We start from the raw sequence: 12850 nt of genomic DNA on the forward strand, positions 1-12850 counted from the left end.
CGGGCAGGCGTCAGCGCACCCGTCGGGCGACCACGATCGGCACTCCGGTGCGCGGATGCGGGAACACGTCGACCGGCTGGCCGTAGACCTCTTCGATGCGGTCGGCTGTGAGCACGTCGGCGGCCGGGCCCGAGGCGACCACCCTGCCCCCGGCGAGCAGCGTGACGCGATCGGCGTGCGCGAGCGCGGCGTTGAGGTCGTGCAGCACGATCGCCACGGCGATCCCGGCATCCGCCTGCGCACGCACCAGCTCCATCACGTCTTCATGGTGCTTGAGGTCGAGCGAGGCGGTCGGCTCGTCGAGCAGCAGGATGCCGGTGCTCTGGGCGATCACCCGCGAGAGGGCGACGCGTGCGCGCTCGCCTCCCGAGAGCGAGGTCACACCGCGGGCGGCGAAGCCGGTGACCTCTGTCGCATCCATCGCCGCGGCCACGATCGCGTCGTCATCGTCGGCCGATTGCGTGCGCGCCCACGGTGCCCGGCCCATCCGCACGACCTGCTCCGCCGTGAACGAGAACGAGACGGCGTTCTCCTGCAGCAGTACCGCGCGGGCCCGGGCGAGCGCCTGCGGGCGGATGCCGGTGATCGGTGTCTCGTCGAGGGTGACCGTGCCCGACTGGGGGGCGATGTCTCCGGCCAGCACACCGAACAGCGTGGACTTGCCGGCGCCGTTGGGGCCCACGAGCGCGTGGATCTCTCCGGCGTGCACCTCGATCGCGGCGTCGTCGAGGATCGCGCGACCCCCTCCGACACGCACCGTCAATCCGGTGCCCTGCAGACGCACGCTCATGCCCAGCCTCCCGAGCGTCGGCGCGTGCGCACGAGCAGCCAGAGGAAGAAGGGGCCGCCGACGAGCGAGGTGATCATGCCGATCGGCAGGTCGGCGAGCGGCACCGCGGTGCGGGCGACGAGGTCGGCGACGGCGATCAGCAGCGCCCCACCGAATGCCGAGGCGATGACGAGCGGCAGGTGCGCGGGCCCGATGATCATGCGCATGAGATGCGGCACGACGAGGCCGGCGAACCCGATGATGCCGGCGAAGGCGACGGCCGCGCAGACGAGCACGGCGACCGTGACGATCACGACCATGCGCAGCAGTTCCACGTTCACCCCGAGGTGGCGGGCGGTGCGCTCGCCGAGGGCGAAGAGGTCGAGGCTGGGTGCGACGATCAGAGCCACGACGATGCCGATTGCGACGAGCGGCGCGACCAGGGCGACGTTCGACCACAGCGCGCCGTTGAGTGATCCGAGCTGCCAGAAGACGATCTGCTCGCGGGTCGAGGTGGTGCCGAGGAACGTGAGGAACGCCATGCCCGCCCCGGCGATCGCGTTGATCGCGATGCCGGTGAGCAGGAGGGTGACGACCTCGGTGCGTCCGCCGGATCTGCTGATGAAGTAGACCGAGAGCACCGCGATCAGACCGCCGAGGAAGGCGAAGGCCGGTGTCGTCCACATCCCGAACGAGGCGAGGCCCAGGGTGATGCTTGCGGCTGCGCCGAGCGCCGCTCCCGACGAGACGCCCACGACTCCGGCATCCGCCAACGGGTTGCCGAAGATCGCCTGCATGAGCACGCCCGACACGGCGAGGGCGGCGCCCACGAGCAGTCCCAGCACGAGGCGGGGGAGTCGCAGGTTGTATATCACGCCGTAGTCGGTCGCGTTCGTGGGGGCCCAGGCCGAGTCGATCCCGATGCCGCGCAGCAGCACGCCGACCAGGTCGGTGGGCGAGAGCGTGTACTGGCCGCTCGTGATCGACGCGATGCACGTGATCACGAGTGCGGCGATCAGGCCGATGACGACCAGCGTGAAGCGCAGGCCTCGATGCCGGGACGGCGTCGGGGTGATGACCTCTCCGGTCATTTCGCGGTCTCGGGCGTCGCGGGCTCGGGGGCGTAGAGGGCGCGCGCGATGGCCCCGATGACCTCGGCCGATCGCGGCCCGAAGCTCAGGATCTCGCTGTCGGCCATGTCGATCACGCGACGGTTCGCTCCCGCCGGGGTCTCGGCGACGGCCGGCACGCGCTCGATCAGCCCGTCGATGCCGCCGACCGACTCGAGGCCGTCGGTCATCATGACGAGCACGTCGGGACGCGCCGCGACGAGCGCTTCGGCGGTCATGGGCTTCATGCCCTCCCAGCCGATCTCGGCGGCGACGTCGACCCCGCCGACCGCATCGATCAGGGAGTCGGCGCCGGAGTCCTCGCCGAAGATGTAGTAGACGTTCGCGCTGCCGCGCACGTAGAGGAACAGCATGCGCGCCCGATCCTCCTCGGCGGCCGGGGTGACGGTGGCGATCTCCGCGAGGGTCTCGTCGACGGCGGCATCCAACCGCGTGATGAGCGCTTCGCCGCGGCTGGGCACGCCGAGAGCCGCGGCGATCTCGGTGACCAGTTCGTCGGTCGTGTCGATGCGCCGGTCGCTGGAGATGACCACGACCGTGATGCCGGCGTCGCGCAGCTGCTGGCGGACCTCCTTCGGGCCGATCGTGGTGTCGGTCAGGACGATGGTCGGCGCGAGCTCGAGGATCGCCTCGGCGTTGAGCGTGTGCCCGGTCTTGGTGACCACGGGCAGGTCTTCGGTGCCGGCGAAATCGGTGGAGGAATCCCGGCCGACGACCTGGTCGCCGAGGCCCAGTGCGAAGACGGTCGAGGCGATCGTTCCCGAGATGTCGATCGGGAGGATGCGGTCGACGTCGGTGATCTCGATCTCGCGACCCTCGTCGTCGGTCACCGTGACCGGCAGTGCGGGGGCGGTGTCGTCGTCGACCGGTTCGATCGCATGGCTCGAGAGGCAGGCGGTCGAGGGGCCGGTGTGGCCGCGCACATCGTCGATCAGATCGAGGTCGGCGAGGGGAGTGGATGCCTGGGGGCAGTCGTCGGCGATCTCGGGGGCGGTCGGTGCGGCCGTGGCGCCTGGCTGAGCGCACGCGGCGAGGCCGATGGCGAGCGAGGCAGCGAACAAGACAGCAAGGACGCGACGCATTAGGCAAGGCTAGCCTAAAACTTGACGCGCTCTCCCACGCACCTCTACGCTCGGGAAGGCGGCTTACTTAGCTAAGCCTTACCAATACCCTACCTTCGCCCGACTGCATTGCGGCACCGCCGGCGCGCGTGCTCAGCCGCGTGCCTGGGGGCCGTGGAGAATCGTGAACGCCACAGCCAACGCATCCCCAGGGAGCGCCCGCATACGCGTGCTGCTCGCTGCCTTCGTCTCCTTCCTCCTGATCGCGGCCGGTGCGGTGATCGCTCCCCCCGCGCACGCGGCCGGAGGAACCGTCACCGCGACCGTCACCTCCGCGGGCACCTCCGGTGTCAGCGTGCAGGTGCAGGCGAGCGGACTTCCCGACGTCGCCAGCGTCTACGCGGCACTGATCGTCAAGGGCACGGAGAGCGGCCTGACGGGCGGCGGCGGGTATGCCGCGTTCGCGCTGCCGTTCCCGGCGGTCGCCGCCGGTGCGAGCTCGTTCACGCTCACGGCGCCTGCCGATTCGTTGGACCGCACGCAGGCGTACGAGGTGCTGATCTGGAAGCAGCACTCGAACCCGGATTCCTCCACCATCTACGGCCGCGGCGACGTCGCGATCTCGTCGGGACAGTGGGATGCCGTCTTCGGCGCGGAGACGACCGACCCGGGCACGGACCCGGGTGAGACCGACCCGGGCACGGACCCGGGCGAGACGGACCCCGGCACGGACCCCGGTGAAACTGACCCGGGCACCGATCCTGGTGAGACGGACCCGGGCACCGATCCTGGTGAGACCGACCCGGGTACGGACCCGGGCGAGACCGACCCCGGTACTGACCCGGGCGAGCAGACCCCGGCGTCTCCGTCGATTTCGGTGTTCCTCGCGGATGGTGTGACTGCGGTGGGCGAGACGGCGTTGAAGGCGGGCGACAAGGTCGTGGTGAAGGGGTCGGGGTATGACCCGGCGGCGAATGTGGGTGGGCGTGGGGTTCCGATCCCGTCGACTCTTCCGCAGGGCACGTATGTCGTGTTCGGTAACTTCGCTTCGGCGTGGCAGCCGTCCACGGGTGCGGCGTCGTCGACGCGTTCGGTGGGCTCGCAGGTGTGGGCTTTGTCGGAGGGCGTGTTGAACCAGGTGCCTTCGCAGTACCAGGGCGCGATCCGTTCGCAGTGGGTGGACATCGCCTCGGACGGCACGTTCACCGCGACGTTGACGTTGAAGGACACCGCGACCACGCCCGGTGCGTACGGGGTCTACACGTATGGTGCGGGTGGTGTCGTGAACGCCGACCAGGAGCGCACCGTCGCCCTCAACTACGCACTCACGCCCAAGATCACGGTGAGCCCGGCGCTGTCGACGCTCACCCCGGGCATCACGGCGACAGTCTCGGGAACGAACTTCGGTGCGGCCCCCGGCGTGTACGCGGCGATCATCGAGACCGGCACCGAAGCAGGCGTCACCACCGGTGGCGGATACGCCGCCATGCAGTACGTGCGCCCGATCTCGGGTGGTGCGTTCAGCGTCGACCTCACCGCGGCGGCCGGCAAGCTCGACCGCACGAAGACCTATGAGGTGCTCGTCTGGACGCAGCACACGCTGCCGACCGCGCAGACCATCCTCGCCCGCGCCGCCGTCGCGATCAGCGACGGCGACTGGGACGTCATCTTCCCGAAGCCGGTCGCTCCGTCGATCTCGGTGTTCCTCGCGGATGGTGTGACTGCGGTGGGCGAGACGGCGTTGAAGGCGGGCGACAAGGTCGTGGTGAAGGGGTCGGGGTATGACCCGGCGGCGAATGTGGGTGGGCGTGGGGTTCCGATCCCGTCGACTCTTCCGCAGGGCACGTATGTCGTGTTCGGTAACTTCGCTTCGGCGTGGCAGCCGTCCACGGGTGCGGCGTCGTCGACGCGTTCGGTGGGCTCGCAGGTGTGGGCTTTGTCGGAGGGCGTGTTGAACCAGGTGCCTTCGCAGTACCAGGGCGCGATCCGTTCGCAGTGGGTGGACATCGCCTCGGACGGCACGTTCACCGCGACGTTGACGTTGAAGGACACCGCGAACACGCCCGGTGCGTACGGGGTCTACACGTATGGTGCGGGTGGTGTCGTGAACGCCGACCAGGAGCGCACCGTCGCCCTCAACTACGGCCTGACGCCTGCCGTCAGCACCACGGTGAAGTCGGCGACGGCGAAGGACGGCCTGACGGTCACGGCATCCGCGTCGAACCTGGGTGCGATCCCGGGGGCGTATGCCGCGCTGATCGAGACCGGCACCGAGGCGAACGTCACCGGTGGCTCCGGGTACCTCGCGGTGCAGTTCGTGCGGGACATCTCGGGTGGCGCGTTCAGCGTCGACCTGACGACCGCGGCGGATCAGCTGGATCGCTCGAAGTCGTACGAGGTGATCGTGTGGAAGCAGCACTCGAACCCCGACTCCTCCACCATCTACGCCCGCGGCGCTGTCGCGATCAGTGACGAGCAGTGGACGGCCCTGCAGCCGGAGCCGGTCGCTTCGGTACGCACCGCGGTGAAGTCGGCGACGGCGAAGGACGGCCTGACGGTCACGGCATCCGCGTCGAACCTGGGTGCGATCCCGGGGGCGTATGCCGCGCTGATCGAGACCGGCACCGAGGCGAACGTCACCGGTGGCTCCGGGTACCTCGCGGTGCAGTTCGTGCGGGACATCTCGGGTGGCGCGTTCAGCGTCGACCTGACGACCGCGGCGGATCAGCTGGATCGCTCGAAGTCGTACGAGGTGATCGTGTGGAAGCAGCACTCGAACCCCGACTCCTCCACCATCTACGCCCGCTCGATCGTGCAGATCAGCGACGTGAACTGGACGGCTCTGCTCGGCGATGATGACTCGGCGGCAGTGGCGACGACCGTGAAGAAGGCCACAGCGAATGACGGCCTGACCGTCACGGCAGCGGGCTCGAAGCTCGGTGCGATCACCGGTGCCTACGTCGCGCTGATCGAGACCGGCACCGAGGCGGATGTCACGTCCGGCGGCGGCTTCCTGGCGATGCAGTACGTGACGAACATCGACGGCGGTGCGTTCTCGGTCGACCTGACTGCGGCGGCCAAGACGCTCGACCGCACCAAGACGTACGAGGTCATCGTCTGGCAGCAGCACTCGTTCCCGAACGCCGACACGATCTATGCGCGGTCGGCGGTCACGATCACGACCGCGCAGTGGAACGCCCTTTCCGGCACGAAGGACCCCGAGACGCCGACGACGCCGACCAAGCCGGTGACTCCTCCGGCCAGCGTTCCGGGCGGTTCGCTCCGCTGGGCGATCTCCTCGTCGTTCACGAACTACATCACCGGTCCGATCGCGAAGGGTGCGATCGACGTCTCGAACGGAGCGACCCGCTCGGGCGGCCAGTTCCAGTTCGGGCAGACGGTCGGCGGCGACTACGACACCAAGACGGGCGTCGGCTCGGTCGTGTACCGCGGCTCGGTGCGGTTCACCGGCCACAACGGCATCCTCGATGTCACGGTCTCGAACCCGCAGATCCGCATCTCCTCCTCGGGCGCGGCGACGCTGTCGGTGTCGAGCGGCGGCGCGCAGGTCGACTTCGCGACGCTCGATCTCTCGCGTTCGGTGCGCACGACGGCGAACGGTGCGGTGACCTACGTCGCGGCTCCCGCGACGCTGACGTCGGCGGGACGTGACCGGGTGCTCTCGGGCTACTCGACGACGCTGAACCCGGTCACGTTCACGATCGGCTCCGTCGCAGCGGCGCCGTCGGGCACCACCGGCACGGTCGCCGCGGCGGTCGTGAAGGCGAAGGCGACGCTGCCCACGACGCCGCCGGCGACGGACGGCATCGTGATCACCGACGAGGACCTCGAGGCTCTCGAATCGGGACAGCCGACCACCATCACGGCATCCGGTTTCCAGGCGAACGAAGAGGGCATCAAGGTGGTCGTGTACTCGACGCCGGTGCTGCTCGACACCGTCACGGCGGATGCCTCGGGCACGGCGACCTGGAAGGGCACGCTGCCTGCGAGCCTCGCCGACGGCGTGCACACGCTGACCCTGCAGGGATCGGTCGACCGCGGACTGGAGTTCACACTGAACCGCGGGGCCACCGTGCTCGGTGCCTGCACGGTCGAGGGAGCCACGCTCAAGTGGGGCTACAAGGAGTCCTTCCGCACGTACATCGAGGGCATCGCGAAGGGCGGCTGGACGCTGACCGACGTCGCGTACCAGTACCCCGACTACGTGTGGGAGAACGGCACCGGATCGTTCGACGACAAGACCCTCACGGGACTGGTCACCTACGGCGGCAGCATCACGTTCACGGGCCATGACGGCGCGCTGAACACGACGCTCGCCGATGCTCGCATCGAGCTGGCCGGCGACACCGGCTACCTGGTGTTCGACGTGACCGGCACCACGCAGGACGGCGCGGTCGTCGACCAGAAGGGCGTCCGCCTCGCGGAGTTCGCCCTCGGGGATGCCGCGGTCGTCGACGGGGTCCTGTCGCTCGACGCGATCCCGACCACACTCACCGCGGCAGGCGCCGAGGCGTTCGGCACCTATGCCGCCGGCGAAGCGCTCGATCCGGTCACCGCGGTGATCCCGGTGAACACCGAGTGCGGCGTGGCCGTGGCGGAAGAGCCCGAGACTGAGGCCGAGGCATCCACCAGTGTCACCGCCGTGACGTCGCCCGCCGACACCGACGGTGCTCCGGTGTGGCCGTGGATCGTCGGCGGCCTGGTCGTCGTCGCTCTCGCCGGAGTCGGCGGCGTGCTGATCGCTCGTCGCAACAAGAAGGACGAGACGGCCGAGGTGACGACCGAGGTCTGACCCGGTCATCGAGACCGAACCGCTCTCCCCACGGCGGACGTGGGGAGAGCGGTTCTTTCGTGTCGAAGAGCGGATGCCGGTCGCCGGCTGAACCCCGGTACACGCGGTCGCCCGGCGGTGGGACAATGGACGTATGTCCTCCACCGATTCCCACCAGACCGTCGAAGCGACCGTGCGCCACGTGCCGCGGTACGGCGTTCTCATGGGCATCGGCGTGGTGCTCGGTGTGATCGCCGCCGGCATCCTCACCTGGACGGGCAGCTTCGAGGAGTCCCAGGCTCTCGACGTCGTCTACCCGCCCGGACAGGTGTTCGGCTTCCTGCTGCTGTGGACCGTGCCGATCGGCATCGCCCTGGGCGGCCTCGCCGGCATCGTGCTGGAGCGCATCGCGCGCCGCCACGATCGCGTGGTGCGGGTCGAGCGCGAGACGATCATCGAAGCCGACTGACCACCAGGCTCACGGTCACGCCAGTTCGGCGATGACCGGCCGGATCGCCGCGTCGAAGGCGACGACGTCGCGCCTCAGGCCATCGGTCACCGCTACCGTGAGTGCTCCGATCCACCAGATGCCGCGCTGCGAGAACGGCAGTACCTGCACGTTCAGCTCGAACGAGTGGGCGCGGCGGCCGACTTCGCGCTCGAACTCGGCGATCGCGCTGGCATAGGCGCGGTAGGCGTCGCCGCCGGTGTGGCTCTTCATCGACGCGACGTAGCGGTCGTGCGCGGCGCGGGCGTACCGCAGCGACGCGTCGGCGTGCGGGGCGATGGCGGCCGAGAGCTGTTCCGCTCCCGTGGCGGGGAGTGCGACGAGTGTGTCGAATCCGTCGATCAGCTCGAGCGGCACCTCGGAATGGTGCGCACGCGGCTCGACCGTCATGTCCCAGTACTCGCGCCACTGCGCCTCGACGTCGGGCGAGACGTCCACCGCGTCGGGGGCCCGCACCGGGAGTTCGCGCAGGCTCGGGAGATCCTCCGGAACACGGATGCCGACCGCCTGGCGCAGTGCGAGCGCGAGCAGCACAGGGACGCTCGCGTCTTCACGGATGAGCCATTGCGGCTTGTCGGCCATGGCCCCATCGTAGGACGCCGGAGCCCCTGCATCCGAGGTCCTGTCTCGGGGCGAGCGCGCCCCGCTGTGGGCGGTAGGCTGGAGGCGTGGCTGCCTCCCCCACCAATCCCTATTCCGAAGCCGGCGTCGATACCGCTGCAGGCGATCTCGCCGTCGAGCTGATGAAGTCGTCCGTGCGCGCGACGCACGGTCCTGAAGTGCTCGGCGGTGTCGGCGGATTCGCCGGACTGTTCGACGCCAGCGCCCTGCGCGACTTCCGCCGACCGCTCCTCGCGACCAGCACCGACGGCGTCGGCACCAAGGTCGCGATCGCGCAGGCGATCGACAAGCACGACACGATCGGCCAGGACCTGGTCGGCATGGTCGTCGACGACATCGTCGTGGTGGGGGCGAAGCCCCTGTTCATGACCGACTACATCGCGTGCGGCAAGGTCTTCCCGCAGCGCATCGCCGACATCGTACGCGGCATCGCCGAGGCGTGCTCCGCCACCGGCACCGCGCTCGTCGGCGGCGAGACCGCAGAGCACCCCGGACTCCTCGGGCCGCGTGACTACGACGTCGCGGGCGCCGCGACCGGTGTGGTCGAGGCCGACGCGATCCTCGGTGCCGACCGTGTGCAGGACGGCGACGTCGTGATCGCCGTGTCGTCCAGCGGTCTGCACTCCAACGGCTACTCCCTCGTGCGACACATCGTCACGAACGCGGGCATCGGCTACGGCGACAACGCGGCCGACTTCGGCACCACCTGGGGTGAGGCTCTCCTCGAGCCGACCCGCCTCTACACGCTTCCGCTGCTGCGCCTCATCGAGCAGCTCGGCGGTTCGGCCGGTGTCGGTGCGGTCCACGCGCTCAGCCATGTCACCGGCGGCGGCATCGCCGCGAACCTCGCCCGCGTGCTGCCGCTGGGCAGCTGGGCCGAGGTCGACCGCAGCACGTGGTCGCCGAGTCCGGTCTTCCGTGTGCTGAGCGACATCGCGGGTTCGACCCTCGAGTCGGCTGAGGGCACGTGGAACCTGGGCATCGGTTTCCTCGCGGTCATCGCCGCAGACAAGAAGGATGCCGCGATCGCGGCGCTGAACGCGGAAGGCATGCCCTCGTGGCAGGTCGCCACCGTCGGCTTCGGCGCGCGTCCGGCAGGAGAGTTCGAACAGGGCGCCAAGGGCGTCGACGGCGGAGCGGTGCGCCTCGTCGGTGCATACGCGGACGGAGCGAAGTAAAAACCCCATGTGCGGCATCGTCGGAATGGTGGGGTCAGCCCCGGTCAATCAGGACATCTACGACGCACTCCTGCTGCTGCAGCATCGCGGCCAGGATGCGACGGGCATCGCGACGGCGGAGTCGAACGGGGTGATGCACAACGCCAAGGCGCAGGGCATGGTCCGCGAGGCGTTCCGCACCCGCGACATGCGTGCGTTGCTCGGCAACGTCGGCCTCGGCCACGTGCGCTACGCCACCAAGGGCACGGCATCCAATGAAGAGGAGATGCAGCCGTTCTACGTGAACGCGCCGTACGGCATCATCCTCATCCACAACGGCAACCTCACCAACACGCGTGAGTTGACCGCCGAGATGGCCAAGCGCGACCGCCGTCACCTCAACTCGTCCAGCGACACCGAGCTGCTGCTCAACGTGCTTGCCGGCGAACTGCAGAACACCACCTCGACGGTCGACCTCGACCCCGAGCGCGTGTTCGAGGCCGTCGAGCGCACACACGAGCGCATCGAGGGCGCGTACGCCGTGATCGCCGTGATCGCGGGCTACGGTCTGCTCGCGTTCCGTGATCCCTTCGGCATCCGTCCGCTGATCCTCGGACGCCGCCCGTCGACCGTTCCCGGCGCAGAAGGCCGCGACGAGTGGGTCGTCGCGAGCGAATCCCTGGTGCTCGAGAACGGCGACTACGACATCGTCCGCGAGGTCGAGCCCGGTGAGGCCGTGTTCATCACGACCGAGGGCGAGCTGCACACCAAGCAGTGCGCGAGCTCGACGCAGCTCGCGCCGTGCGCGTTCGAGTACGTCTACCTCGCGCGTCCCGACTCGATCATGAACGGCGTCTCGGTCTACGAGTCGCGCCTGCGCATGGGCGACCGTCTCGCCGACACGATCGCCAAGCACGTGCCGATGGACAAGATCGACGTCGTCATGCCGATCCCCGACTCCTCGCGCCCCGCGGCCATGGAGGTCGCCCGCAAGCTGGGCATCGAGTACCGCGAGGGCTTCTACAAGAACCGCTACGTCGGCCGCACCTTCATCATGCCCGGGCAGGCGGTGCGCAAGAAGAGCGTGCGCCAGAAGCTCAACGCGATGTCGACCGAGTTCCAGGGCAAGAACGTGCTGCTGATCGACGACTCCATCGTGCGCGGCACGACATCGAAGGAGATCATCCAGATGGCGCGGGATGCCGGCGCGAGCTCGGTGACCTTCGCTTCGGCGGCACCGCCGGTGCGGCATCCGCACGTCTACGGCATCAACATGCCCTCTCGTCATGAGCTGATCGCCCACGGGCGCACGATCCCCGAGATCGCCGAGGTGCTCGGCTGCGATCACCTCGTCTACCAGGAGGTCGACGATCTGAAGGCGGCGATCACCGAGGGGTCCGCGATCGAAGATCTCGACATGAGCTGCTTCGACGGGCGCTACGTCACCGGAACGGTGTCGGACGAGTACCTGGCCTGGGTAGAGAACTCGCAGACCTCATGACGGCCGAGGCCCGCCCGCTCTGGCAGGGGCGTGCCCTCGCGCTGATCGGGATCGTCCTGGTGGCGTTCTCGCTGCGATCCGCCGTGGCGTCGCTGTCTCCGGTGATCGACCACATCGCGGCGGACTTCCCGCTGTCGCCCGTGGTCGTCGGACTGATCGGCGCGGCACCGCCCGTGTGCTTCGCGGTGTTCGGCCTGGCCACCCCGCTCTTCGAACGGCGCTTCGGGCTCGAGCGCGTCGCGATCGGGGCGATCGCCCTGATGACCCTCGGCCTGCTGCTGCGCGGATTCGCGGTCGACTCGACGAGCCTGTTGGCGGCCACCGCCGTGGTGTTCGCGGGCGTCGGCGCAGGCAACGTGCTGCTGCCGCCGCTGGTCAAGAAGTACTTCCCCGATCGCCTCGGCGTGATGATGACGCTGTACTCGACCATGATGGCCGTGTCGACGTTCATCCCTCCGCTCGTCGCCGTGCCGCTGGCCGACAGCTTCGGCTGGCGCGTCTCGCTCGGACTCTGGGGAGTGTTCGCGCTGCTCGCGCTGCTGCCCTGGGTCACGCTGCTGATCCGTGAGCGTGCCGAACCGGCATCCGTTCCCCGTGCCGTCGACGTCGTGATCGACCCGACCGACGGCATCGACGATCTGCGCGATGCGGTCGCGGTGGCGACGGGACCGATCACGACCGTTCCGGCAAGCCCGCGCGTCTTCGGCAGGCTCTGGCGGTTGCCGCTGGCCTGGGCGCTCGCCCTGGTCTTCGGCACATCGTCGACCATGGCCTACGTGGCCTTCGCCTGGCTGCCCACGATGCTCGTCGACATCGGCGGGGTGACGCCCTCGACCGCCGGGTTCCTGCTGTCGCTGTTCGCACTGCTGGGGCTGCCGTGCGGCATGCTCGTGCCGATCCTCATCGTGCGCTTCCAGGCGACGCGGCCGCTGTTCCTGATCGCCGTCGGCTCGGGACTCGTCGGGCTCGGCGGGCTGCTGCTGATCCCGACCGTCGCCCTGCCGCTGTGGGTGAGCCTCTACGGGATCACGGCGATCATGTTCCCGCTCAGCCTGGTGCTGCTCAGCATCCGCGCACGCACGCCCGAGAGCGCTGTCGCGCTGAGCGGTTTCGTGCAGAGCATCGGTTACGGCATCGCTGCGGTGTTCCCGCTGCTGATCGGTCTGCTGCACGAGACGACCGGAGGCTGGCAGGTGCCGCTCATCGTCGTCGCTGGTGTGCTCGTCGCGTCGATTCCCGCGGGGCTCGTCGCCGGACGCCGCCGCACGATCGAAGACGAGTGGGAGCAGCGACACGGCCGCTGGTGACCTG

9 protein-coding genes are annotated in these 12850 nt (G+C 69.2%); 5 read left to right on the plus strand and 4 right to left on the minus strand.

Features of this window, described 5'->3' with window-relative positions:
• Positions 1-10 precede the first annotated feature (10 nt).
• The 3 genes from P0Y60_03770 to P0Y60_03780 are packed head-to-tail and all read right to left on the minus strand — an operon-like array spanning position 11 to position 2981.
• Positions 11-790 carry a heme ABC transporter ATP-binding protein gene (locus P0Y60_03770; protein WEK61883.1) on the minus strand — a complete coding sequence of 260 codons (780 nt, stop codon included), beginning with the start codon at positions 788-790 and terminating at the stop codon, positions 11-13.
• Complete coding sequence (locus tag P0Y60_03775; GenBank protein WEK61884.1) at positions 787-1860, minus strand: iron ABC transporter permease; 1074 nt, start codon at positions 1858-1860, stop codon at positions 787-789. The genes P0Y60_03770 and P0Y60_03775 overlap by 4 nt, the downstream gene beginning before the upstream one ends.
• Entirely contained in the window at positions 1857-2981 is a 1125-nt protein-coding gene (locus P0Y60_03780) for an ABC transporter substrate-binding protein (protein ID WEK61885.1), read from the minus strand. Before P0Y60_03780 ends, P0Y60_03775 begins: the two co-directional genes overlap by 4 nt.
• 163 nt (positions 2982-3144) lie before the next feature.
• On the opposite strand from P0Y60_03780, the gene P0Y60_03785 reads away from it, so the two are divergent.
• Positions 3145-7773: an HtaA domain-containing protein gene (locus P0Y60_03785; protein WEK61886.1), complete on the plus strand. Its 4629-nt coding sequence runs from the start codon at positions 3145-3147 to the stop codon at positions 7771-7773.
• Positions 7774-7906: 133 nt separating this feature from the next.
• Entirely contained in the window at positions 7907-8221 is a 315-nt protein-coding gene (locus P0Y60_03790; GenBank protein ID WEK61887.1) for a potassium transporter Trk, read from the plus strand.
• 15 nt (positions 8222-8236) lie between these two features.
• On the opposite strand, the gene P0Y60_03795 is transcribed toward P0Y60_03790, so the two are convergent.
• On the minus strand, positions 8237-8842 hold the full coding sequence (locus tag P0Y60_03795) for a zinc-binding alcohol dehydrogenase (protein ID WEK61888.1): 606 nt from the start codon (positions 8840-8842) through the stop codon (positions 8237-8239).
• Positions 8843-8928: 86 nt separating this feature from the next.
• On the opposite strand from P0Y60_03795, the gene purM reads away from it, so the two are divergent.
• From purM to P0Y60_03810, 3 genes are read left to right on the plus strand one after another with little or no spacing between them, the layout of a single operon-like run.
• Positions 8929-10059: a phosphoribosylformylglycinamidine cyclo-ligase gene (gene purM, locus P0Y60_03800; protein WEK61889.1), complete on the plus strand. Its 1131-nt coding sequence runs from the start codon at positions 8929-8931 to the stop codon at positions 10057-10059.
• A 7-nt stretch (positions 10060-10066) separates the two neighbouring features.
• Positions 10067-11539, plus strand: coding sequence for an amidophosphoribosyltransferase (gene purF / locus P0Y60_03805; GenBank protein WEK61890.1), 1473 nt, complete (start codon positions 10067-10069; stop codon positions 11537-11539).
• Positions 11536-12846: an MFS transporter gene (locus P0Y60_03810; GenBank protein ID WEK61891.1), complete on the plus strand. Its 1311-nt coding sequence runs from the start codon at positions 11536-11538 to the stop codon at positions 12844-12846. The genes purF and P0Y60_03810 overlap by 4 nt, the downstream gene beginning before the upstream one ends.
• Positions 12847-12850: the final 4 nt, after the last annotated feature.

The organism is Candidatus Microbacterium colombiense, assembly GCA_029203165.1.
Lineage (GTDB): Bacteria > Actinomycetota > Actinomycetes > Actinomycetales > Microbacteriaceae > Microbacterium > Microbacterium colombiense.

Excerpts from the sequence above, each read along its gene's own strand:
- P0Y60_03770 (WEK61883.1), bottom strand. The coding sequence starts at position 790 with ATGAGCGTGCGTCTGCAGGGCACCGGATTGACGGTGCGTGTCGGAGGG.
- P0Y60_03775 (WEK61884.1), bottom strand. The coding sequence starts at position 1,860 with ATGACCGGAGAGGTCATCACCCCGACGCCGTCCCGGCATCGAGGCCTG.
- P0Y60_03780 (WEK61885.1), bottom strand. The coding sequence starts at position 2,981 with ATGCGTCGCGTCCTTGCTGTCTTGTTCGCTGCCTCGCTCGCCATCGGC.
- P0Y60_03790 (WEK61887.1), top strand. The coding sequence starts at position 7,907 with ATGTCCTCCACCGATTCCCACCAGACCGTCGAAGCGACCGTGCGCCAC.
- P0Y60_03795 (WEK61888.1), bottom strand. The coding sequence starts at position 8,842 with ATGGCCGACAAGCCGCAATGGCTCATCCGTGAAGACGCGAGCGTCCCT.
- purF (WEK61890.1), top strand. The coding sequence starts at position 10,067 with ATGTGCGGCATCGTCGGAATGGTGGGGTCAGCCCCGGTCAATCAGGAC.
- P0Y60_03810 (WEK61891.1), top strand. The coding sequence starts at position 11,536 with ATGACGGCCGAGGCCCGCCCGCTCTGGCAGGGGCGTGCCCTCGCGCTG.